The organism is Amycolatopsis sp. NPDC049159 (assembly GCF_040648295.1).
In the GTDB taxonomy this organism is placed as follows: domain Bacteria; phylum Actinomycetota; class Actinomycetes; order Mycobacteriales; family Pseudonocardiaceae; genus Amycolatopsis; species Amycolatopsis pretoriensis_A.
Genome location: NZ_JBEZDL010000016.1, coordinates 86,482 through 109,611 on the forward strand (window position 1 = coordinate 86,482; position 23,130 = coordinate 109,611).

19 protein-coding genes are annotated in these 23,130 nt (G+C 71.7%); 10 read left to right on the top strand and 9 right to left on the bottom strand.

Annotated elements, in window-relative coordinates:
- The first annotated feature begins 103 nt into the window (after positions 1–103).
- Positions 104–853 carry a TIGR03084 family metal-binding protein gene (locus AB0B33_RS28010; RefSeq protein WP_360777110.1) on the top strand — a complete coding sequence of 250 codons (750 nt, stop codon included), beginning with the start codon at positions 104–106 and terminating at the stop codon, positions 851–853.
- A gap of 9 nt (positions 854–862) precedes the next feature.
- Here AB0B33_RS28010 and hrpA read toward each other — a convergent pair whose 3' ends face one another.
- The 3 genes from hrpA to AB0B33_RS28025 form a co-directional block, all read right to left on the bottom strand.
- Positions 863–4,756, bottom strand: a complete 3,894-nt coding sequence (gene hrpA, locus AB0B33_RS28015) for an ATP-dependent RNA helicase HrpA (protein ID WP_360777112.1) — start codon at positions 4,754–4,756, stop codon at positions 863–865.
- Positions 4,757–4,859: 103 nt separating this feature from the next.
- Entirely contained in the window at positions 4,860–5,117 is a 258-nt protein-coding gene (locus AB0B33_RS28020; RefSeq protein ID WP_360777114.1) for a hypothetical protein, read from the bottom strand.
- 111 nt (positions 5,118–5,228) lie between these two features.
- Positions 5,229–6,398 (bottom strand): lactate 2-monooxygenase, encoded by a 1,170-nt coding sequence (locus tag AB0B33_RS28025; protein ID WP_360777116.1) that lies wholly within the window; start codon positions 6,396–6,398, stop codon positions 5,229–5,231.
- A gap of 113 nt (positions 6,399–6,511) precedes the next feature.
- Between AB0B33_RS28025 and AB0B33_RS28030 the strand changes: the two genes are divergently transcribed.
- From AB0B33_RS28030 to AB0B33_RS28040, 3 genes are all read left to right on the top strand, one after another.
- A complete protein-coding gene (locus tag AB0B33_RS28030; RefSeq protein ID WP_360777118.1) occupies positions 6,512–7,672 on the top strand; it encodes a saccharopine dehydrogenase NADP-binding domain-containing protein in 1,161 nt (386 codons plus the stop codon).
- 126 nt (positions 7,673–7,798) lie between these two features.
- Positions 7,799–9,898, top strand: a complete 2,100-nt coding sequence (locus tag AB0B33_RS28035; protein ID WP_247020058.1) for a M4 family metallopeptidase — start codon at positions 7,799–7,801, stop codon at positions 9,896–9,898.
- A 77-nt stretch (positions 9,899–9,975) separates the two neighbouring features.
- Positions 9,976–10,896, top strand: coding sequence for a hypothetical protein (locus tag AB0B33_RS28040; RefSeq protein WP_247020055.1), 921 nt, complete (start codon positions 9,976–9,978; stop codon positions 10,894–10,896).
- On the opposite strand, the gene AB0B33_RS28045 is transcribed toward AB0B33_RS28040, so the two are convergent.
- Positions 10,869–11,768: an SDR family oxidoreductase gene (locus AB0B33_RS28045; protein WP_360777121.1), complete on the bottom strand. Its 900-nt coding sequence runs from the start codon at positions 11,766–11,768 to the stop codon at positions 10,869–10,871. The genes AB0B33_RS28040 and AB0B33_RS28045 overlap by 28 nt on opposite strands.
- Positions 11,755–13,227: an NAD(P)/FAD-dependent oxidoreductase gene (locus AB0B33_RS28050; protein WP_360777122.1), complete on the bottom strand. Its 1,473-nt coding sequence runs from the start codon at positions 13,225–13,227 to the stop codon at positions 11,755–11,757. Before AB0B33_RS28050 ends, AB0B33_RS28045 begins: the two co-directional genes overlap by 14 nt.
- A 66-nt stretch (positions 13,228–13,293) precedes the next feature.
- Here AB0B33_RS28050 and AB0B33_RS28055 point away from each other — a divergent pair, with 66 nt between their 5' ends.
- The 3 genes from AB0B33_RS28055 (at position 13,294) to AB0B33_RS28065 (ending at position 15,702) form a co-directional block, all read left to right on the top strand.
- Positions 13,294–13,884 (top strand): TetR/AcrR family transcriptional regulator, encoded by a 591-nt coding sequence (locus AB0B33_RS28055; RefSeq protein ID WP_247020049.1) that lies wholly within the window; start codon positions 13,294–13,296, stop codon positions 13,882–13,884.
- 303 nt (positions 13,885–14,187) lie between these two features.
- A complete protein-coding gene (locus AB0B33_RS28060; RefSeq protein ID WP_247020047.1) occupies positions 14,188–15,027 on the top strand; it encodes a chitosanase in 840 nt (279 codons plus the stop codon).
- 39 nt (positions 15,028–15,066) lie between these two features.
- On the top strand, positions 15,067–15,702 hold the full coding sequence (locus AB0B33_RS28065; protein WP_360777125.1) for a L,D-transpeptidase family protein: 636 nt from the start codon (positions 15,067–15,069) through the stop codon (positions 15,700–15,702).
- On the opposite strand, the gene AB0B33_RS28070 is transcribed toward AB0B33_RS28065, so the two are convergent.
- From AB0B33_RS28070 to AB0B33_RS28080, 3 genes are read right to left on the bottom strand one after another with little or no spacing between them, the layout of a single operon-like run.
- A complete protein-coding gene (locus AB0B33_RS28070; RefSeq protein WP_360777126.1) occupies positions 15,692–16,678 on the bottom strand; it encodes a PHP domain-containing protein in 987 nt (328 codons plus the stop codon). The genes AB0B33_RS28065 and AB0B33_RS28070 overlap by 11 nt on opposite strands.
- A 9-nt stretch (positions 16,679–16,687) precedes the next feature.
- Positions 16,688–17,191, bottom strand: a complete 504-nt coding sequence (locus AB0B33_RS28075) for a metallophosphoesterase (protein WP_360777128.1) — start codon at positions 17,189–17,191, stop codon at positions 16,688–16,690.
- Positions 17,188–17,841 carry a GntR family transcriptional regulator gene (locus AB0B33_RS28080; RefSeq protein WP_247020039.1) on the bottom strand — a complete coding sequence of 218 codons (654 nt, stop codon included), beginning with the start codon at positions 17,839–17,841 and terminating at the stop codon, positions 17,188–17,190. The genes AB0B33_RS28075 and AB0B33_RS28080 overlap by 4 nt, the downstream gene beginning before the upstream one ends.
- A 77-nt stretch (positions 17,842–17,918) precedes the next feature.
- On the opposite strand from AB0B33_RS28080, the gene araD reads away from it, so the two are divergent.
- The 3 genes from araD to AB0B33_RS28095 all read left to right on the top strand — a co-directional run bounded on the left by araD (position 17,919) and on the right by AB0B33_RS28095 (position 22,793).
- The gene (araD, locus tag AB0B33_RS28085) at positions 17,919–19,631 is read left to right on the top strand and encodes an L-arabinonate dehydratase (RefSeq protein WP_247020037.1); all 1,713 of its coding nucleotides are present in this window, start codon (positions 17,919–17,921) and stop codon (positions 19,629–19,631) included.
- A gap of 129 nt (positions 19,632–19,760) precedes the next feature.
- Positions 19,761–21,542 carry a VanW family protein gene (locus tag AB0B33_RS28090; RefSeq protein ID WP_360777130.1) on the top strand — a complete coding sequence of 594 codons (1,782 nt, stop codon included), beginning with the start codon at positions 19,761–19,763 and terminating at the stop codon, positions 21,540–21,542.
- Between the two features lie 51 nt (positions 21,543–21,593).
- On the top strand, positions 21,594–22,793 hold the full coding sequence (locus tag AB0B33_RS28095) for an MFS transporter (protein ID WP_360777132.1): 1,200 nt from the start codon (positions 21,594–21,596) through the stop codon (positions 22,791–22,793).
- Positions 22,794–22,824: 31 nt separating this feature from the next.
- Here the strand turns inward: AB0B33_RS28095 and AB0B33_RS28100 are convergent, their stop codons facing one another.
- Positions 22,825–23,082, bottom strand: a complete 258-nt coding sequence (locus tag AB0B33_RS28100) for a hypothetical protein (protein WP_360777134.1) — start codon at positions 23,080–23,082, stop codon at positions 22,825–22,827.
- Between the last annotated feature and the right edge of the window lie 48 nt (positions 23,083–23,130).

Sequence of the window (23,130 nt, forward strand, 5' to 3'; positions counted from 1 at the left end):
CAGGAGGGTCTCCAGCCGGACCAGGCTTCTCGCGTGCCCGCAGCCGGTCAACCGACGGAAGTCCGGAGCCGGACAAACCGCATTTCCGGTAGCCTGAACGGCGATGATCGACTACGGGCTCGACCTCTCCGCGGTACCGCGCGACCGCGCACTCCAGGACCTGGTGGCCGAAGGCGACGAGCTCGACGCCCTGGTCTCGACGGAGCCCGACTGGTCCCGGCCGACCCCGGCCGAAGGCTGGACGATCGCGCACCAGCTCGCCCACCTCGCCGCGGCCGACGCGAACGTGCTCACCGCCATCCGCACGCCCGAAGCCTTCGACGTCGTGCCGAAGGACGCCGACCTCGATGCCGCGGCGGGCGCGGGCGAACCGCGGCCGGAGCTGCTCGAACGCTGGCGCGGCGGCCGGGCCGAACTCGCGGACGCGCTCGGCGACGTGCCACTGGACCACACCTTCCCCTGGTTCGGTTCGCAGGCCACCGCGGTCCTGATGGTGCCGCTCCGGCTGATGGAGACCTGGGCGCACGGCCAGGACGTCTTCGACGCGCTCGGCGTCGTGCACCGGCCGACCGGGCGGCTCCGGCACGTCGCCGCCTTGGGCGTGGCAGGGCGGGAGCTGTCGTTTTACGCGGCGCAGTCGCCGATGCCGGGCGAGCCGTTCCGCGTCGAGCTCACCGGTCCCGGCGGCGAGCTCTGGACCTGGGGTCCCGAAGACGCCGCGCAAAGCGTGCGGGGCAGCGCGCTCGACTTCTGCCTCCGGGTCACCCACCGCCGGTCCCGCGCCGAAACCGGCCTCACCGCGGTCGGCGAAGACGCGGACGAGTGGCTCGACATCGCGCGCGTCTTCCTCTGAGACCGGGGCTCACGCGAGGGCGTCGTCGATCGCTTTCGTGATCCGCTTCAGCGACACCGGGTGGGCCGTCCCCAAGGTCTGCGCGAAGAAGGAAACCCGCAGCTCCTCGATCATCCACCGCACCTCGCGCAACGCCGGGGACGACGTGCCCGGCGGCAGCGAGGCCAGCGCGTCGGCGTACTCGGCCTGGATCCACGCGACGTCGGCGGTGCGCTGCAGGTCGCGCGTCGGCTCCGTGGGCAGCTTCTCCAGCCGGCGCGAGATGCCCTGCAGGTAGCGAACGACGTTGCGCAGCCGCGAAGCACCCGTCTCCGTCACGAAACCCGGGTAGATCAGCGCGGCGAGCTGCGCGCGGATGTCGGCTAGCGACTCCGCGGGACCGCGCGTGGCCGGCAGCAGGACCTCGACGTCGTTCGCGGCGCGGAGGATCTTCTCGACGTCCGTCAGCACCCCGAGGACCTCGGGGTGCAGGCCGGCGCGGACCTTCTCCAGCAGCACCTTGAACCCGGTCTCGTCCCAGACCGGGCCGCCGCCGGCGGTCATCAGCGCGTCCACCGCGCAGTCGACGCAGTCTTCGAGCAGGGCCGCGACGCTGCCGTGCGGGTTGCGGTTCAGCACCAGCTTCGAGGAGTTGGACAGCGACCTCGTGATGAACTTCATCGGCGAGTTCAGGTTCAGCCGCAGCATCCGCCGCGTGCCCGACCACATCGCATGAGCTTGCTGGCCCGGGGTGTCGAGCATGCGCACCGCCACCGACGCACCTTCGTCGACCAGCGCCGGGTACGCCTTGACGTCGTGGCCGCGCTGGGTCGACTCGAACACCTTCGGCAGCGAGCCGAACGACGGTTTCGTCAGCCCGGCCTTCTCCAGGGTGTTGGCCGCCTTCGAGATCGTCTCGCGGACCTTCGGGGCCAGCTGCCGCTGCAGCGCTTCGACGTCCTTGCCCTCGGCCACCTTCTTGCCGCGCTCGTCGACCACGCGGAACGTCGTCTTCAGGTGCTCCGGCACCGACGAAAGGTCCCAGTCCGCGTACGGCACCGTGATCCCGCGCAGCGCCCGGAGCTCGCGCCCGAGCACCTCCAGCAGCGGACCGTCCGAAGGGGACACTCGCGAAAGGACGTACTTGGCCGTGTCCGGCGCCGGGACGAAGTTGCGCCGCAACGCCTTCGGCAGCGACTTGATCAGCTGGGTGACCAGCTCTTCGCGCAGACCCGGTACCTGCCAGTCGAACCCGTCCGGCGTCACCTGGTTCAGCACCGGCAGCGGGACGTGCACGGTGACGCCGTCGGCGTCCGCGCCCGGCTCGAACTGGTAGGTCAGCTTGAAGACCTGCGTGCCCTGCGTCCACGAGTCGGGGTAGTCCGACTCCCGCACGCCGCCCGCGGTTTCGTTGATGAGCATGGACTTCTCGAACGACAGCAGGTCCGGCTGCTCGTGCCGGGCCTTCTTCCACCAGCTGTCGAAGTGCCGCACCGAAACGACGTCGTCCGGCACCCGGGAGTCGTAGAACTCGTACAGCGTCTGGTCGTCGACGAGGATGTCGCGCCGCCGCGCCCGGTTCTCTAGGTCCTCGACCTCTTCCAGCAGCGCCCGGTTCTCGGCGAAGAAGTGGTGCCGCGTCTGCCAGTCGCCCTCGACCAGCGCGTGCCGGATGAACATCGCCCGCGACACTTCCGGGTCGATCCGGCCGTAGTTGACGCGGCGGTCGGCGATCAGCGGGACGCCGTAGAGCGTCACCTTCTCCGTCGCCATCACCGCGCCCTGCTTGCGTTCCCAGTGCGGCTCGGAGTAGTTCCGCTTGACGACGTGCTGGGCCAGCGGCTCGACCCACTCGGGCTCGATGCGCGCGTTGACCCGCGCCCACAGCCTCGACGTCTCGACCAGCTCGGCCGACATCACCCAGCGCGGCTGCTTCTTGAACAGCGCCGAACCGGGGAACACGCCGAAGCGGGCGCCGCGCGCGCCCAGGTAGTCGCCCTTCGCGGGGTCCTTGAGCCCGATGTGCGACAACAGCCCGGCGATCAGCGACGTGTGCACGCGCTGCGGGTCCACCGGGGACGCGTTCGTGTTCAGCGAGATGCCGAGCGGCTTGGCCAGCTGGCGCAACTGGCTGAAGATGTCCTGCCACTCCCGCAGGCGCAGGTAGTTCAGGTACTCGGTGCGGCACATCCGGCGGAACTGGTTGCCGGACAACGCCTTCTGCTGCTCGGCGACGTACTCCCACAGGTTGAGGTAGGCGAGGAAGTCCGACGTCGGGTCGGCGAAGCGCGCGTGCTGCTGGTCGGCCGCCTGCTGCTTGTCCGCCGGCCGCTCGCGCGGGTCCTGGATGGACAGTGCGGCGGCGATGATCATGACCTCGCGGACGCAGCCGTTCTTCGCCGCTTCCAGGACCATCCGGCCCATCCGCGGGTCGACCGGCAGCTGCGCGAGCTTGCGGCCGGTGTCGGTGAGGCGCCGGTCGCTGTTCCCGGCGGCCGCGCTGTCGAACGCGCCCAGCTCCTGCAGCAGGCCGATGCCGTCGGTGACCTGGCGGCGGTCCGGCGGCTCGACGAACGGGAACGCGGCGATGTCGCCGAGCCCCAGCGACGTCATCTGCAGGATGACCGACGCCAGGTTGGTCCGCAGGATCTCGGGGTCGGTGAACTCCGGGCGGCTCTCGAAGTCCTCTTCGGAGTAGAGCCGGATGCAGATGCCGTCGGACGTGCGGCCGCAGCGGCCCTTGCGCTGGTTCGCCGACGCCTGCGACACCGGTTCGATCGGCAGCCGCTGCACCTTGGTCCGGTGGCTGTAGCGGGAGATCCGCGCCGTGCCCGGGTCGACGACGTACTTGATGCCCGGCACGGTCAGCGACGTCTCGGCGACGTTGGTCGCGAGCACCACGCGCCGCCCGGCGTGGGGCTGGAAGATGCGGTGCTGCTCGGCCGCCGACAGCCGCGCGTACAGCGGCAGGACCTCGGTGCCGCGCAGGTCCGCGCGGTTGAGCACGTCCGCGGTGTCGCGGATCTCGCGCTCGCCGGAGAGGAACACGAGGATGTCGCCGGGTCCCTCGGCGCACAGCTCCTCGACGGCGTCGAGGATGCCCTGGGTCTGGTCGCGCTCGTCGTCGCCCTCCGGGTCGTCGGGGTCGACGAGCGGCCGGTAGCGCGTCTCGACCGGGTACGTCCGGCCGGAGACCTCGACGATCGGCGCGTCGTCGAAGTGCTGGGAGAAGCGCTCCGGGTCGATGGTGGCCGAGGTGATGATGACCTTGAGGTCGGGGCGGCGCGGCAGCAGCTGCTTGAGGTAGCCGAGGATGAAGTCGATGTTGAGGCTGCGCTCGTGGGCCTCGTCGATGATCAGCGTGTCGTACTGGCGCAGCGAGCGGTCGGTCTGGATCTCGGCGAGCAGGATGCCGTCGGTCATCAGCTTGACCAGCGTGTCCTGCCCGGACTGGTCGGTGAACCGGACCTTGTAGCCGACGGTGTCGCCGAGCTCGGTCTTCAGCTCGCCGGCGATCCGGTCGGCGACCGTGCGCGCGGCGAGCCGGCGGGGCTGGGTGTGCCCGATCTGCCCGCGGATGCCGCGGCCGAGCTCGAGGCAGATCTTCGGCAGCTGGGTGGTCTTGCCCGAGCCGGTCTCCCCCGCGACGATCACGACCTGGTGCTTCTCGATGGCGGCCGCGATCTCGCCCTTGAGCCTGCTGACCGGCAGCTCTTCGGGGAACTCGATCTTGGGCACGCTCTCGCGCCGCGACTGCACGCGCAGCTCGGCCTTCTCGACGTCGGCGGAGATCTGCGCGAGGGCGGCATCGCGGTCACGGGCTTTGCGGGCACCGTCGAGCCGGCGGCGCAGACGCACTTCGTCGCGCGGCATCAGCTCGGGCAGGCGCGCCCGCAGTTCTGCGAAGGGGGATGGCGTGGACATTCTCGGACCGAGGATAGCCGTGCGTCACGACCCGGGCCTCTCAATATCCCGCTCGCGTGACCCGGCCCACCCCGGGCGCCCGAGGGGCGCCCGGGTCAGGGCGTCAGCCGGGCTGGCCGGGCTGCTGCGGGTACTGCTGCTGTGCAGCGGGCTGCTGCTGCGGCGTGGCCTTGGCCCGGCCGGCCAGCGCCGAGACGCCGCACAGCGCGAGGCCGACGACGCCGAGGCCGATGCCGAACCACGGCTGCATGTCCGAGGCCCAGGCGATGAGCCGGAACTCGTAGTCGAACTGCTCGAGGATGAGCGAGCCGAAGCCCAGGACGGCGAAGACGACACCGATGCGCATGGCGATTCCGGCCATGGAAAACCCCCAACGGGAAAGGAAAACGGGAGCAGGCCGCCCCCGACGGCCCACGATTGGGACCGAAGGTTAACCGGCGGTCCCGCCCCTGTCGCGGGGTTTCCCGATTCGTTACCTCGGGCTCCGCTGGAGCGAGTCCGGGCCGAGGTCCGCGAGCGTCCGGTGGCCCGACAACCCCATGGTCAGGTCGAAGTCCGCCAGCAGGCTCCGCAGCACGTGGCGGACGCCGTCCTCGCCGGCCTGCGCCAGGCCGTACACCCACGGGCGGCCGACCAGGACCGCCCGCGCGCCCAGCGCCAGTGCCTTGAGCACGTCCGAGCCGGTGCGGACGCCCGAGTCGAAGAGGACCTCCAGCCGGTCACCGACCGCCGCGACGATGCCGGGCAGCGCTTCCAGCGCGCCGATCGCGCCGTCGACCTGGCGGCCGCCGTGGTTCGAGACCACGATGCCGTCCATGCCGGCCTCGGCCGCGCGGCGCGCGTCGGCGACGTGCTGGATGCCCTTGAGCACGATCGGGCCGTCCCAGTGCTCGCGCAGGAACGGCAGCTGGTCCCACGTCCGGTCGGTGCCGGTGAGCATGCCGATCCAGCGCAGGATCGCCATGTTCAGGTCTTCTTCCGGGGTCTTCTCCAGCAGGCCGCGGAACACCGGGTCGGTGAAGGGGACCGCGCACCCCTCGCCCTTGAGGAACGGCAGGTACGCCTGGTCCAGATCGGACGGTCGCCAGGCCAGCGTCCACGTGTCGAGCGTGACGACCAGCGCCGTGTACCCCGCGCTCTTCGCGCGGGAAAGCAGGCTCGCGCAGACGTCCGCGTCGCCGGGCCAGTACAGCTGGAACCAGCGCGGGCCGTCGCCGTTGGCCGCGGCGACGTCCTCGATGCTCGTCGACGACGCCGTGGAGAGGATGAACGGCAGCCCGATCGACGCGGCGGCGCGGGCGGTCGCGGACTCGGCGTCCGGGTGCACGATCGACTGGACGCCGACCGGCGCGACGGCCACCGGGGCGGGCAGCCGGGTACCGAGCACCGTCGTGGCCAGGTCGCGCTCGGTGGCGCCGGTCAGCATCCGCGGGACGACACGCCAGCGGTCGAACGCCTCGCGGTTGGCGCGCGCGGTCGCGCCGGAACCGGCCGCGCCGGCGACGTAGGAGAACGGACCGGGTGCCATGACCTCGCGTGCCGACGCCTCGAGCTTGGTCGCGTCGGTCGAGCACGGCGGCAGCTGACCCCCGAGTCCCTGCAGGTAGATCTCGTTCTGGTAGCTGCCGAAGCGTTCGGTCACGGGTTCCTCCTCGCGTTCGAGGGGGCACTGTACTCGCCGGTACTTCCACCCGGCGCCGCGAACTGACCGGCGGGTAACCTGAGCGGGCCCGACGTCGGACGATGAGGAGTGACATGCGCGCGCACGACGTGGTCCTGTTCGGTGCCACCGGGTTCACCGGCGGGCTGACCGCCGAGTACCTGGCCCGCCACGCGCCCGCCGAGCTGCGCTGGGCCCTCGCCGGGCGCAACCGCGGCAAGCTCGAAGCCGTCCGGGCCCGGCTGGCGGCCATCGACGACCGGTTCGCCGCGCTCGACCTGCTGATCGCCGACTCCGCGGATCCCGAGGCGCTGCGGGCCGTAGCTGAATCGGCGAAAGTGGTCATCACGACCGTCGGGCCGTACCTGACGCACGGCGAACCGCTGGTGGCGGCGTGCGCCGAGGCGGGCACGGACTACGTCGACCTCACCGGCGAACCCGAGTTCGTCGACCGGATGTACCTGGCGCACGACCGGCGCGCCCGCGAGACCGGCGCGCGGCTGGTGCACGCGTGCGGCTTCGACTCCATCCCGCACGACCTCGGCGCGTGGTTCACCGTGCGGCAGCTGCCCGAGGGCGTGCCGCTGGAGGTCGACGGGTACGTCCGGGCCGGCGGGATGCCGTCCGGGGGCACGTTCCTCAGCGCGCTGACCATCATGTCCCGGCTGCCGGCCGGGGCCCGGGTCGCTCGTGAACGGGCCGCGGCCGAGCCCCGGCCCGCCGGCCGGTTCGCGCACGCCCCGCTCGGGCGCCCGCACCGCGTCGCCGACCCCGGCTGGTGGGCGGTGCCGCTGCCGACCATCGACCCCGAGGTCGTCCGCCGGTCGGCGGCCGCGTCCGAGCGCTACGGACCCGACTTCACCTACCGGCACTTCGCCGCGGTCAAGCACCTGCCGGTGCTGGCCGGCGGCGTGGCAGGCGCGGGCGCCCTGCTCGCCGCGGCGCAGGTACCGCCGGCGCGGCGGGCGCTGTCGCGGCTGCTCACGCCCGGCGGCGGGCCGAGCCCCGAGCGCCGCGCGCGGTCGTGGTTCTCGGTGCGGTTCTTCGGCGAGGGCGGCGGCTCGCGGGTCGTCACGGAGGTGTCCGGCGGCGACCCCGGCTACGACGAGACGGCGAAGATGCTCGCGGAATCGGCGTTGTGCCTGGCGACCGACGAACTTCCGGAAACGGCGGGCCAGGTGACCACGGCGACCGCCATGGGTGACGCGCTCATCGACCGCCTCGTCAAGGCGGGCATTCGCTTCGAGACGCTCTGAGGTTTTCACGCTTTCACAGCGGCGGGCGTGAAAATCCGGTGCTGTGATGAATCTTCTGACGCCTCCGCTCCGCGATTAGCGTCGATCGGGTTCTCCCCTCCCCTTCGCGTTTTTCCAAGGAGCGTCATGAGATTGCCGCAACGGTTCGCCGCGCTCGGCGGCGCCACGGCGGCGGGCATGGTGGTGGTCGGCATCGCCGTCGCCGCGCCCGCGCAGCCCGCGCCCGAACCGCCGCCCTCCGCCGCGCAGGCGCAGGCCAACGCCACCGGCGCCGCCGCGAGCCTGGTCGCGGCCCGCCCCGCCGCGCTGTTCACCGGCACGCACGACAAGTTCGTCCAGCGGGACGTGCGGTCCGCCGGCGGCCTGTCGTACGTCGTCTACGACCGCACCTACGACGGCCTGCCCGTGATCGGCGGCGACCTGGTCATCGCCACCGACGCCGCCGGCACCGTGAAGACGACGTCGGTCGCGCAGCAGCAAGCACTCGGCGACCTCGACGTCCGCGGCGCCAAGCTGTCCGCACAGCAGGCCGAGGCCGTCGCCCGCAAGCAGGTCCGCGGGCCGAAGAGCCTGCCCGGCGGCAAGCTCGTCGTGGTGGCCGACGGCAGCGGGCGGCTGGCCTACGAAAGCAACGTCGAAGGCACCGACGAGCACGGCGAGCCGAGCAGCCTGAGCGTCTACGTCGACGCCGTGGACGGCCGGGTGCTGCGGAGCGTGCAGCACGTCGCCGCGGGTACCGGCACCGGCAAGTGGAACGGCCCGTCGCCGCTGGCGCTCAACACCACGAAGTCCGGCAGCACGTACTCGATGGCCGACCCGAACACGGCCAACCTGGACTGCCGCAACTACAGCAGCGACGCCGTCCTCACCGGACCGGACGACAGCTGGGGCAACGGCAGCGGCACGAACATCGAAACCGGCTGCGCGGACGCGTTGTTCGTCGCGCAGACCGAAAAGAAGATGCTTTCGGAATGGGTGGGCCGCAACGGCTTCACCGGCAACGGCGGCGCGTGGAAGATCCGCGTCGGCCTCGACGACGAAAACGCGTACTACTACAACTCGCGCCCGGCCTACGTGAACCTCGGGCACAACCCGAGCGGCGAATGGGTCGGCTCGCTCGACATCCTGGGCCACGAAATGGGCCACGGCATCGACGACTACTCCGGCTCCGGCGGCTTCTCCGGCGGCGGCACGCAGGAGTTCATCGCCGACACCTTCGGCACCGCGACGGAGTTCTACGCGAACGAGCCGTCGCAGTACGACCCGCCGGACTACGCGATCGGCGAGGAGGTCAACCTGGTCGGCACCGGCGCGATCCGCTACATGTACGACCCGTCGAAGGTCGGCGACCCGAACTGCTACTCCAGTTCGACCCCGAACGCGGAGGTGCACAAGGCGGCCGGGCCCGGCGACCACTGGTTCTACCTGCTGGCCGAGGGCAGCAACCCGACGAACGGGCAGCCGGCGAGCTCGACGTGCAACAACACCTCGGTGACCGGTCTGGGCATCCGCAAGGCGATCAACATCATGCACGGCGCCGTCCAGCTGAAGACGTCCGGCAGCGGCTACCTGCGCTACCGCACGTGGACGCTGCAGGCCGCGAAGAACCTGTACCCGGGCAGCTGCACCGAGTTCAACACGGTCAAGGCGGCGTGGAACGCGGTGAGCGTGCCGGCGCAGTCCGGCGACCCGACGTGCACGGACACCCCGCCGACCACCACCACGCCCCCGACGACGACCACCCCGCCGACCACGACCACGCCGCCCCCGGGCGGGTGCAGCGGGCAGCAGGTGCAGAACCCGGGCTTCGAGTCGGGCCAGGCGTCGTGGACCGACCCGAACACCACGATCGGCCAGTGGGGCAGCCAGGCGCCGGCGCGCTCGGGCAGCTACGGCTCGTGGCTCGGCGGCTGGGGTTCGGCGCACACCGACACGGTTTCGCAGTCGGTGACGATCCCCGCGAACTGCCGCGCCAGCCTGACGTTCTGGCTGCGCGTGTGGACCGGTGAGACCGAGAACGTCGCTTACGACAAGCTCGTCGTGTCCCTCGGCTCGACGACGCTGGCGACGTACTCGAACCTCGACCGCAACTCGGCCTACGTCCAGAAGACGATCGACGTGTCGTCGTTCGCCGGGCAGACGGTCACGCTGAAGTTCGCCGGGACCGAGGACCAGTCCCTGCAGACGTCGTTCGCCGTGGACGACACCGCGCTCACGGTCAGTTGATCCCCCGGCGAGGCCTGTCACCTACTTTGGTGGCAGGCCTCGTTGCGCGGTGTTCCGCGAGAATTCATGCTTACCCGATGGAAGCGCTGCCTGCGGAAGTCGCCACCGCGGTCCGGGAAGGACCGTTCGAGGTGGCGTTCGACGCGGCGATCCGGCACCGCGGGCTGAGCCTGGAAGCACTGCAGCGGCGGATGGCCACGCACGGCGCCCAGGTCAGCCTGGCGACGCTGAGCTACTGGCGCCGCGGCCGGCGTCACCCGGAAGGGCACCGCTCGCTGCACGCGGTCGGCGTCGCGGAAGGATGCCTCGGCCTGCCCGCGGACGCGTTGACGACGCTGGTCGCGCGCCCCCGCGAGCGCACGCCGTGGCCCGGCGGGGTCAGCCTGGCCAGCGCGCTGGGGTCCGAGCCGACGGAGCTGGCCTCCTGCGACGGCATCGACCTCGACGGCAACGCCCGCCTGGCGCTGGCCTCGGTCCACCAGCGCGCGACGCTCGGCCCGGACCGCACCGAGCGCTCGGTCCGTTCGGAGCTGGTGGTGACCAGCCGCGAGGACGGCGTCGACCGCTGGGTCTCCTTCTTCCGCCCGCAGACCGGCGGCGGCCACCGGCCGGTGCTGCGGTCGGCGAACTGCTGCCGCCCCGGCCGCGTCCGCCGCGACCCGGCGTCCGAGCTGATGGCCGTGGAACTGCGCTTCGACTACCCGCTGCGGGCGGGCGAGACGTACGTGTTCGACTTCGAGTTCGGGTACGAGGGGACGCCGCCGGAGACGAGTTACCTGCAGTTCGGGGTGCGCGCACCGGCCCGCCAGATCGTGCTGCAGGCGGCCTTCGACCCGGCGGCGGTGCCGGTGCGCTGCTACCGCTACCACCAGCCCCGGGAGGGCTCGCCGGACGGGGAGCGGTCGCGGGAGCTGCCGGTGGGGCCCAGCCTGACCAGCCACATCGCGGTGCTGGACGCCCAGCCGGGGGTCTACGGGATGGTCTGGGAGTGGGACTGAGCCGAGCCCGGCCGCCGGTTGGGTGGGTGGCCGGGTTGTCGTGACCGCACCTGGGCCGCGACCCGGCCCGCGTACGCCGCCCGCCCCGCCGGGTCCAGTTCCGTCAGCGCCCGGTCGTCGCCGATCAGGCCGCGGGCCCGGGACATCACCGGTTCCGGGGTGATCGCCGCCAGCAGGTCCCAGCCCGCCAGCCACCGCGGGACCGCCGTCTCCGCGCGCCGGGTCCGGAGCGTGCCCGCGATCGCCTCGGCCACGTCCTCCGGGTCCACTGTGGGCAGTGCTCCCCCGAGCCGCACCCCCGAAGACAACTCGGTCCGCACGGCGCCGGGCAGCACCGCGCTCACGCTCACCCCCGTCGCCGCGTACTCGCGGCGGACCGCCGCCGTCAGGCCGACCGCCGCGAACTTGCTCGCGTTGTAGACCGCCATGCCCGGCAGCGGGATCTTGCCCGCCATCGACGCCACGTTCACCACGTGCCCCCGCTCGCGCGCGATCATGCCCGGCAGCACCGAGCGCAGGCCGTTGACCAGGCCCTGGACGTTGACGTCCAGGGTGGTCCGGCCGACCTCGTCCGGCTCCGCCAGGAAATCCCCGAGCGGCATCACACCGGCGTTGTTGACCAGGACGTCGATCCGCCCGAACCGCGAAGTCACCGCCTCGGTGAAGGCGTCGAAGGATTCGCGCGCGGTCACGTCCAGCGGGAAGCTGTGCGCGTCCGCGATCGGCACGGTGTCCAGGTCGCCGACGCACACCGTGGCCCCGCGCGCGGCGAACTCCGCCGCCGTCGCGCGGCCGATTCCCCGTGCCCCGCCGGTGATCGCGACGACCGCGCCGCGCGGGTCAATGACCGGGTAGCCGCTACCGAACCGCATGGGCCCTCCTGATTTCGTAGTCCTTCTCGTCGAACGAACCCACCTGTGAGCGCAGCCGTCCGGTCGAGAACGGCCAGCTGAAACTGTTGCGCCCGTTGACGTCCGTGTAATAACTGGAGCACCCGCCGGACTGGTAGACCGTGCCCGGCAGCGCCGCCTGGACGTCCGCGTCGAACGCCTCCTGGACCGAAGCCCGCACCGAAACCGACGCCCAGCCCGAGCGCAGCGTCCGGGTCACCGCCGCCACCGTGTGCCGCAGCTGGGCTTCCATGATCATGAACGCCGACGAGTGCCCGGTGCCGAGGCTCGGTCCGAGCAGCAGGTACAGGTTGGGGAAGCCGGCCACCGTCGTCCCGAGGTACGCCCGCGGGCTGCCTTTCCAGTGGTCGTCGAGGCTGCGGCCGTCGCCGTCGAACACGCGCGCCGACACCGGCATGTCGAGGATGTGGAAGCCGGTGCCGAAGATGATCGCGTCGACCTCGGCCGACGAGCCGTCCGCACCGAGCACGCGACCGTCCCGAATGGCCGAGACGCCCGTCGCGTGGACGTCCACATGGGACTCGGTGAGCGACCGGTAGTAGGTGTTGGACATCAGGAGCCGCTTGCACCCGAGCGTGTAGTCCGGTGTCAGCGCCGTGCGCAGCACCGGGTCCCGCACGGTCAGCCGCAGGTGCGCGAGGCCGATCTTCTGCACCTGCCGCAGCAGCCACGGGTGCCGGAAGCCGAACCCGAGCGTCTCCATCGCGCCGTATTCCGCCCGGCGCAACGCCCGCTGCAGCGCCGGGAACCGCCGGAGCAGGAACCGTTCGACGCCGGGGACGTGGTGGTCGGGCTTCGGCAGCACCCACTGAGCGGTGCGCTGGAACAGGTGCAGCTCCGCCACCCGCGGCACGATCTCGGGCACGAACTGCACCGCGGACGCGCCCGTGCCGATCACCGCGACGCGCTTGCCCGCCAGGTCGTAGCCGTGGTTCCAGCGCGCGGAGTGGAAGACTTCGCCGGGGAACTCCGCGAGACCGGGCAGGTCCGGGACCTTCGGTTCGTGCCACGGCCCGGTGCCGGCGACGAGGATCCGCGCGGTGTACGGGCCGGCCGACGTTTCCAGTTCCCACCGGCCATCCCGGGGATTCCACTGCGACCGCGTGACCTCGACGCCGTACCGGATCTTCTCCGTGACGCCGAACCGCGCGGCCGTCTCGTGCAGGTACGCCCGGATCTCCGGCTGCCCGGCGAACGCGCGCGTCCACTCCGGGTTCGGCGCGAAGGAGTAGGAGTACAGCGCGGACGGGACGTCGCAGGCGCAGCCGGGGTAGGTGTTGTCGCGCCAGGTGCCGCCGAGCGAGTCCGCCTTCTCCAGCACGGCGAGGTCGGTGACCCCGGCTTGGCCGAGGCGGATGGCCGCGCCCAATCCCGACGCCCCGGCTCCGACGACGAGGACTTCGAAGTGGCGTTGTTCCATTTTCGGAGACTAACAGTATCTCGATACTGACGGTACCCCGATTCCGGACCTGACTAGAGTGCACGCATGGCCCGACTCACCCGCGCGGAAAGCCAGGCACGCACCCGGCAGCAGCTGATCGACACCGCCAAGGAGCTCTTCCTGCGCGACGGCTACTCGGTGACGTCGCTGGAGAAGGTCGCGGACGAGGCCGGGTACTCGAAGGGCGCGGTGTACTCGAACTTCCGCAGCAAGGACGAGCTCTGCCTCGCGGTGCTCGACCGGATCCACGACGAGCAGGTCACACTGGTCGCCGAGGCGCTGTCCGGCGCGGACGGGATGGAAGGGCTGCTCACGGCGTTCCAGGCGTGGGCCGAGCGCAGCATCGGCGACGAGGCCTGGACCGCGCTGGAGGTCGAGTTCGCCACGAACGCCCGCCGCGACCCGCACGTGCGCGCCGAACTGGCCGCGCGCGACAAGGCCATCCGCGAAACCATCGCCGGCCTGCTCACGGGCTACGCCGAGCGCTTCGCGATCACCCTCCCGATGTCGGCCGACGACGCCGCGACGGCCCTGCTCAGCCTGGGCATCGGCCTGGGCGTGCAGCGGGCGATCGACCCGACGATCCCGGTGAACGTGCTCCCGGACGTGATCAGGCTCTTCGCCGGCGCCCGCTGAGTCGTCCCGGCCGTCCCGGCTCGCCCGGCCCGCACGGACGTCATGAACGAGTCGTTCACCGCGCCCCACGCGGTGAAAGGGTCGTTCATGACATCGGCCCCCGTGGCGACCTCGGCGCAGCCCCGGCCACCGTCCTAACCGGACCCCAGCACTGGTCTGGACCGTTCACGAACATGAACGAATTCCGCCTCTTGTGGAGCCCGCTGACTCTTCGCTACCGTGTCGCTACGCCGCAGCTCCACCCGCATCACCCGTAACCGCCGTGATCCCCCACGGCGCACACCGCGGAAAGGGTCTCCTCCCATGAGCAAGAAGTTGCGGCCGGTTCTCGTCGGCGCGCTCGGCGCCGCCTCCGTGGCCGCCCTCGTGATCACCACCCCCGCGATCGCCGCGAACGAAACCACCAGCGTGACCAGCGCGAGCGTCCGAGCCGCCGGTGACCTGTCGGTGCCGGCGAAGAAGGAGATCGCGATGAAGCTGGTCTCCAGCGCGGAAAACTCGTCGCTGGACTGGAAAGCGCAGTACAAGTACATCGAGGACATCGGTGACGGCCGCGGGTACACCGCCGGCATCATCGGGTTCTGCTCCGGCACCGGCGACATGCTCGAACTCGTCGAGGCGTACACGAATTCCGTCCCGGACAACCCGCTCGCGAAGTTCCTTCCCGCGCTGCGCAAGGTGAACGGCACCGATTCGCACAGCGGCCTCGGCTCGGCGTTCGAGAGCGCGTGGAAGCAGGCCGCGGCCACCAGCGCGTTCCAGACCGCGCAGAACAACGAGCGCGACCGCGTCTACTTCAACCCGGCCGTGAGCCAGGGGAAGTCGGACGGCCTCAGCAACCTCGGCCAGTTCGCCTACTACGACGCGATCGTCATGCACGGCCCCGGTGACAGCTCCGACAGCTTCGGCGGCATCCGCAAGGCCGCGATGAAGAAGGCGAAGACGCCGGCCCAGGGTGGCGACGAGGCGACCTACCTCAAGGCGTTCTTCGCCGCGCGCAAGGTCATCATGAAGCAGGAAGAGGCGCACGCCGACACCTCCCGCGTCGACACCGAGCAGCTGGTGTTCCTCAACGCGGGCAACTTCGACCTGCACACGCCGCTGAAGTGGAAGGTCTACGGCGACTCCTACACCATCAACTGAACCCGGCGCGGCCCGCGTGGCACCGTTAGGCTCTCCCGTATGCGCAGGAGATCCCTCGGTGTCACGCTGGCCGCGGCCGCGCTGCTGACCAGCGGGGCCGCCTCGCCGGAGCAGCCCGAGCCGGAACAGCGCATCACCGTCCGAGCCGATCCGGCGGACGCGACCACGGCCGTCCTCACGGCGTGGCAGCGCACCGGCGGCGAGTGGACGAAGGCCTACGGCCCGGTTCGGGCGCACGTCGGGAAGAACGGGGTCGGGCAGGCGAGCGAGTCGACGTCCCACACCCCGGCGGGCGTCTGGCCGCTGACCGAGGCGTTCGGTACCGCACCGGCGCAAACCCGGCTGCCCTACCGGGAAGTCACCACCTCGGACTGGTGGGTGTCCGACGTCGCTTCCCCGCACTACAACACGCACTTCTCCTGCACTCCCGGCACGTGCCCGTTCGACGAGGCCGCCGGGGAGAACCTCGGCAAGGCGGGCGCGGTCTACGCCAACGCCGTCGTCATCGACTACAACCGCGCACCCGTCGTGCCGGGCGCGGGTTCGGCGTTCTTCCTGCACGTCACCGACGGGAAGCCGACCGCCGGCTGCGTCGCGATCCCCGGCGCGGACCTGACGGAGCTCCTGCGCTGGCTCGACCCGGCGCGGCACCCGGTCATCGAGATCAGCGGCTGACCAGCTCGTCGGCCGTGCGGGTGTTCAGGACGCGCTCGGGGCCGATCCCCGCCTTGATCGCGCGCTCGCAGCCGTAGCCCAGCCAGTCGAGCTGGCCCGGCGCGTGCGCGTCGCTGTCGATGGTGAAGTCGCAGCCGATCTCCGCGGCCAGCCGCAGCAGGCGCATCGGCGGGTCGAGCCGCTCCGGCCGGGAGTTGATCTCGACCGCCACGCCGTTCTCGCGGCACGCGGTGAACACGGCTTCGGCGTCGAACTCCGACTCGGGACGGCCGCGGCCGACGACCAGCCGGCCGGTGCAGTGCCCGAGCACCCGCGTGCGCGGGTTCCGGACCGCCGCCACCATCCGCCGGGTCATGTCCCTGGCCGGCATCCGCAGCTTCGAGTGCACGCTCGCGACGACGAAGTCCAGCTGCCCCAGCAGTTCGTCCTCCTGGTCGAGGGCACCGTCGTCGAGGATGTCGACCTCGATGCCGTGCAGCAGCCGGAACGGCGCCATCAGCTCGTTGGCCTTCGCGACGATCTGCATCTGCGTCCGCAGCCGGTCCGGCGAAAGCCCGTTCGCGACGGTCAGCCGCGGCGAGTGGTCGGTCAGCACCATCCACTCGTGGCCGAGGTCCCGCCCCGCGACGGCCATCTCGCCGATCGAGCTGCCGCCGTCCGACCAGTCCGAATGGGTGTGGCAGTCCCCGCGCAGCGCCGACCGCAGCGGCTCGCCGTCCGGGAGTTCCTTCTCGACGAGCTTGGCGCGATACGCCGGATCGCGCCCGGCCAGCGCGTCCTCGACGACCCCGGCGGTCGCCTTGCCGATGCCGGGCAGCGAGGTGAGCGTGCCGTTCTCCGCCATCGAGGCCAGCTGCGCAGCGTCGGTCTTGTCGACGGTCGCGGCCGCGTTCCGGAACGCCCGGACGCGGTAGGTCGGTTCCCCCGCGCGTTCGAGCTGGAACGCGATCTCCCGCAAGGCCCATGCCGGATCCATGGGACCTGTCTACCCCCTCGGGGGCAGTTGATGCAGCTCGACGTCCACCAGAACGCCGTCCTCGACGCGCGCGGTCTGGTACGTGCAGTGCGGCTGGCGGCGGCGGTCGGTCGGCGAACCGGGGTTGAGCAGCCGCAACCCGGACGGCGCCACGGTGTCCCACGGGATGTGGCTGTGCCCGAACACGAGCACGTCGGTGTCCGGGAACCACGCGTCGCACCGCTGCTCACGGCCCTGCTTCGCGCCGGTTTCGTGGATCACGGCCAGCCGGACGCCGTCGAGGTCCGCCCGCGCGATCTCCGGGAGCCGCGCCCGCAGGTCGGGGCCGTCGTTGTTGCCGTAGACGCCGATCAGCCGCTTGCTGCGCGCCTCGAGCTCGTCCAGCAGGGCGACCTCGACCCAGTCACCCGCGTGCACGACGACGTCGGCGGCCTCGACCTCGGCCCACACCTGCGGCGGCAGCACGCGGGCGCGGGCGGGCAGGTGCGTGTCCGAGATGAGGAGCAGCTTCACCCGATGGCCTTCAGCACCCGGTCCAGGAACCCGCCGATGTGCTCGCGCAGCAGCGCCGCGGCGCCGTCGGCGTCGCCCTTCTTGGCCGCCGCGAGCACCGCCTTGTGCTCGGTCCACTCCTTCTTCCAGCTGGGGTTGGCTTCCCAGCCGACGACGCTGATCAGCGCCGCGCGGTCCTTGAGGTCGTCGAGGATGCTGACCATCAGCGGGTTGCCGCAGCCGCGGTAGAGGGCGCGGTGGAACCGGCGGTTCAGCAGGCTGAGCGCGGCCTGGTCCTTGTCCGCGATCGCCGACGACGCCTCCTTCAGCGCCTCCGCCGCGTCCTCGAGCAGGGCGGGGTCGCGCCGCTCGACGGTCCGCCGGACGGCTTCCGGCTCGAGCACCGTCCGGACGTCGTAGACGGACTTCGCCAGCTCGGCGTCGACCGTGACCACGGACGCGCCCTTGTACGGGCTGAACGTCACCAGCCCGGAGTTGGAGAGCACCTTGAGCGCCTCGCGCACCGGCGTCTTGGACACGCCGAGGCGCGCAGCCAGCTCCGCTTCGACGAGCGGCTGGCCGGGAACCAGCTCGCGGGTGAGGATGCCGCGCCGGATCTCCTCCAGGACCACTTCGGTCCGGGAGGCCGGCAAGCTGAACGTCCCGGTCATGGCGCGCTCCCTCACTAGTGTCGGGACCCATTCAACCAGGCCCCCGAGATCATATATCAGATGCCATACTGGATCGCATGAAGACGCCCGAGGAGCTCCGCAGCCACCGCTGGTTCGGCGGCGACGAGCTGCGCAATTTCAGCCACCGCGCCCGCGGCCGCCAGCTCGGCTACAACCCGGAAGAGCACCTCGGCAAACCGGTCGTCGGCATCCTCAACACCTGGTCCGACATCAACCCCTGCCACATGCACCTGCGCGAACGCGCCGAGCAGGTCAAGCGCGGCGTCTGGCAGGCCGGCGGCTTCCCGCTGGAGTTCCCGGTCGCGACGCTGTCGGAGACCTACCAGAAGCCGACGCCGATGCTCTACCGCAACCTCCTCGCCATGGAGACCGAGGAGATCCTGCGGTCCTACCCGATCGACGGCGCCGTCCTGATGGGCGGCTGCGACAAGACGACGCCGGCGTTGCTGATGGGCGCGGCGAGCGCCGGGCTGCCCGCGATCTTCGTGCCGGCCGGGCCGATGCTGCGCGGGCACTGGCGCAACGAAGTCCTCGGCAGTGGCACGGACATGTGGAAGTACTGGGACGACAAGCGTGCCGGGCTCATCGGCGACGCGGAAATGTCCGAATTGGAGCGAGGTCTCGCCCGTTCCCCCGGGCACTGCATGACGATGGGGACGGCCTCGACCATGACGTCGGCCGCGGAGGTGCTCGGCGTGACGCTGCCAGGCGCCGCGTCGATCCCCGCCGTCGACTCGGCGCACCACCGGATGGCCGCGGCGAGCGGAGCGCGGATCGTCGGCATGGTCTGGGAAGACCTGACGATCACGCAGGTGCTGGACAAGCGCGCGTACGCCGACGCGATCACCACCGTGCTCGCGCTGGGCGGCTCGACCAACGCCGTGATCCACCTGATCGCGATGGCCGGGCGCAGCGGGATCCCGCTGTCGCTGGCCGACTTCGACGCCATCGCGCGGCGCGTGCCGGTGCTCGCGAACATCCGCCCCGGCGGCGACTGGCTGATGGAGGACTTCTACTACGCGGGCGGCCTGCCCGGGCTGCTGTCGCGGCTGACCGACCTGCTGCACCCCGACCGGCCCACCGTCACCGGGCGCACCCTCGGCGAGAACCTCGCCGCCGCGCAGGTGCACGACGACGACGTCATCCGGCCGCGGGACAACCCGGTGGCGGCCGAGGGCGGGGTCGCCGTCCTGCACGGCAACCTGGCGCCGTCCGGCGCGGTCATCAAGCACATCGCGGCCGAGGCGCACCTGCTCACGCACACCGGCCCGGCCGTGGTGTTCGAGGACTACGCGGACCTCAAGAAGCGGATCGACAACCCGGACATCACCGCCGATTCGGTACTGGTGCTGCGGGGCTCCGGCCCGCTCGGCGGCCCGGGGATGCCCGAGTACGGGATGCTGCCGATCCCCGCGCACCTGCTCGAGCAGGGCGTCCGGGACATGGTCCGGATCTCGGACGCGCGGATGAGCGGCACCAGCTACGGCGCCTGCGTGCTGCACGTCGCCCCCGAGTCGCACGTCGGCGGCCCGCTCGCGCTGGTCCGCGACGGCGACCTGATCACCTTGGACGTTCCCGCCCGGACGCTGCGGCTCGAGGTGTCCGACGAGGAGCTCGAGCGACGGCGGGCGTCCTGGGTGGCCCCGGCGCCGCGGTTCGAGCGCGGTTACGGCGCGCTCTACAGCGAACACATCACGCAGGCCGACGAAGGCTGCGACTTCGACTTCCTGGCCCGGGCGGGACACAATCCCGAGCCCGACGCGCGGTGAGGTTGCCTCGGTCGGCCGTTCCGTGACCGGTTCATCCCCCGTTAGGGCGAGTCGTACGGCTTGTCCGGGTGCCCCGTACGCTGAGGCCGTCACCGGCGCGATCCGGTGCCGCGTTGAAGGGGTGGAGAGTTGCCGCACGAACCGCGCTGGCCCGAGTCACACGGTGAGCAGACGGACGTCCTGCCGGTCGTCCGGCCCGAGCCGGAAGCCACGCCCCCGAAGCAGCGCGACCTGCGCAAAGCCGGCTGGATCGCGGGCGGGGTGTTCGGTTTCCTCGTCGTCGTCTACGGCGTCGACCTGCTGGTCAGCCAGGGCAGCGTGCCGCGCGGGGTGACCGTGGCCGGCGTCGACGTCGGCGGGATGGACCGCGCCGCCGCCGAGCAGGAGCTGCGCGGCCGGATCGAGCCGCGGCTCACCCGTCCGCTGGCCGTGACGGCGGGCGACGTCCAGGGCACGCTCTCGCCGACCCTCGCCGGGCTGAAGCTCGACTGGCCGCAGACCCTCGACCAGGCCGGCGAGCAGCCGCTGAACCCGTTCACGCGCCTGTCGTCGCTGTTCTCCAGCCGCGAGGTCGGCGTCGTCAGCCACGCCGAGGACGCCAAGCTCACCGCCGCGCTGGAGCAGCTGCGCGGCCAGGTCGACCGCGACCCCGCCGAAGGCACCGTGAAGTTCGAGGGCGTGAACCCGGTCGCCGTGCCGCCGAAGGCCGGGCAGAAGCTCGACGTGCCGGCCGCGAGCGCCGCCGTCGTCGAGCACTGGGCGCGGGGCGAGACCCTCGCGCTGCCGGTGACGAGCACGCCGGTCCGCACCACCCCCGAAGGCGTCCAGGCCGCGCTCGACCAGTTCGCGCGGCCCGCCGTTTCGGGTCCGCTGGTGGTCAAGGGCGAGGGCAAGAACGCCACCGTGAAGCCGGAGGCGATCGCCGCGGCGATCACGTTCGAGCCCGCCGACGGCGGCGGCCTGAACCCGAAGATCGACAACGCCAAGATCGCCGAAGCCGCCGGGCCGCAGCTGAAGTCCACCGAGAAGGAGGGCAAGGAGGCGACCATCGTCTTCGAGGGCGGCAAGCCCACGGTCGCCCCCTCCACCGACGGCCGGACCATCGACTGGGACCCGAGCCTCAAGCCGCTGCCCGAGGTCCTGAAGAAGACCGACGGGCGCGAGGTGCCCGCCGTCTACAAGGACGCGCCGGCCAAGGTGACCACCGAGCAGGCGAACCAGCTGGGCGTGAAGGAGGTCGTCGGCGAGTTCACCACCGGCGGCTTCGCGGCCGACTCCGGCACGAACATCCGCGTCGTCGCGCAGAAGGTGAACGGCGCCATCGTCAAGCCGGGGGAAACCTTCAGCCTCAACGGGTTCACCGGCCCGCGCGGCAAGCCGCAGGGTTACGTCGAGGCGGGCGTGATCAAGGACGGCGCCCCAGGCCGCGAAGTCGGCGGCGGCATCTCGCAGTTCGCGACGACGCTGTACAACGCGTCCTACTTCGCGGGCATGAAGGACGCCGGGCACAAGGAACACAGCTACTACATCAGCCGCTACCCCGCCGCGCGCGAGGCGACGGTGTTCCAGAACCCCAACGGCTCCAGCGTGATCGACCTCAAGTTCACCAACGACTCGGCCACCGGCATCGCGATCCAGGCGATCTGGTCGCCGTCGTCGATCACGGTGAAGCTGTGGGGCACCAAGCGCTACACGGTCGAGTCGATCCCCGGCGGCCGCTCGAACCCGAGCGACCCGCAGCCCAAGCCGGGCCCGGCGGAGAACTGCCACGCGTCCAACGGCGCGCCCGGCTTCACCACGACGGACACGCGCGTGCTCAAGGACGCCGCGTCCGGCCGCGAAGTCAGTCGCTCGACCCGGACGGTCCACTACAACCCGCAGCCGAAAATCACGTGCGGCGAAGGCCAGTGACCTCCTAACGGCCGTTCACGCTGGGCGTCCGCGCCGGTACCCTGAGTGCCCATGGCGGCACGCGCGGTCGGGTTCCGGGACGTCCTCGGCGTGACCGAGTTCCGGGCGCTGTTCTCCGCGCAGCTGGTCTCGGTCACCGGTGACCAGCTGGCGCGCGTTGCGTTGTCGATCCTGGTCTACGACCGCACGAATTCGCCGGGCTGGGCCGCGCTGGCGTACGCGCTGACGTTCCTGCCGGACCTGGTCGGCGGGCCGCTGCTGTCCGGGCTGGCCGACCGCCACCCGCCGCGGGCGGTGATGGTCGTGGCCGACGTCCTGCGCGCGGCCGCGGTGGCCGTGATGGCGGTGCCCGGTCTCCCGCTGGCGCCGGTGGCGGCGCTGCTGGTCGGCGTCCAGCTGCTCAACCCGGTCTGGAACGCGGCGCGCGCGGCACTGCTGCCGCAGGTGCTGCCCGGCGACACCTTCGTGCCCGGCATGGGTTTGCTGATGATGCTGGTGCAGGCGGGCCAGGTCGCCGGCTTCGCGCTGGGCGGGCTGCTCGTGGCGGCCATCGGTACCGGCGGGGCACTGCTGGCGGACGCGGTCAGCTTCGCGGCGTCGGCGCTGTTCCTGGTCACCGGCGTCCACGCGCGGGCGCCCCGCGAATCGTCCGGCGTCCGCTGGTGGCGGCACGTCCGCGCGGGCTGGACGGTGGTGACCGGCGACCGGCGGCGGCTCGCGCTGGTGGCGCTGGGGTGCGTGTCGGGGATCTACATCGCGGGCGAGGCGATCGCCGCCCCGTACGCCGCCGAACTCGGGGGCGGCGCGGTGGTGGTCGGGCTGCTGCTGGCGGCGTACGCGCTGGGGAACGTGCTCGGGATGGCGGCGTTGTCGCGGATCCCGCCCGAGCGGCGGGCGCGGCTGCTCGGGCCGCTGGCGGTGCTGGCGTGCGCGGCCCTGCTCGGCTGCTCGCTGCGGCCGAACCTGGAGGGCACGCTGGCGCTGCTGACGCTGTCCGGGGTGGCGAGTTCGTACAACCTGATCGCGAACACGACGTTCGTCCAGCTGACCCCGGACACCCAGCGCGCGCAGGCGTTCGGCTTCGCGCTGACGGCGCTGCGGGTGTCGCAGGGCCTGGGCGTGGTGCTGGCCGGGCTCGCGGCGGAACGCGCGGCCCCGCACGGGGTGGTCGCCGGCGCGGGCGCGATCGGCGTGGCGGCGGCGATCGGCGCGGCGGCGCTGTGGCGTCGTGCGCAACCGGATTCCCGGTGACCGGCCCGGCCGGCCGGTCACCGGGCACGGGTCAGGACCGCGTCCAGTCGGTCGGGCACTGCGGCAGCGGTGACGAGACGCCGGGGCGGGTCCAATCCGTCGGCAGCTCGCGCACGGTCCAGTCGGTGGGCAGTTCGCGGGCGGTCCAGTCGGTCGGCAGCTGCCGCGGGGTCCAGTCGGTCGGGATCGCGCGGGTCCAGTCGGTGGGGAGCTGCCGCGTCCAGTCGGTCGGCCGCTGCGCGCGGCGGCGGGACGGGACGATGTTGCTGGTGGGGAGGAAGTGCGACATGGTTTCTCCTAGGTGAGGGTTGTTGTACGGTGCGTAACCGGACGGTAG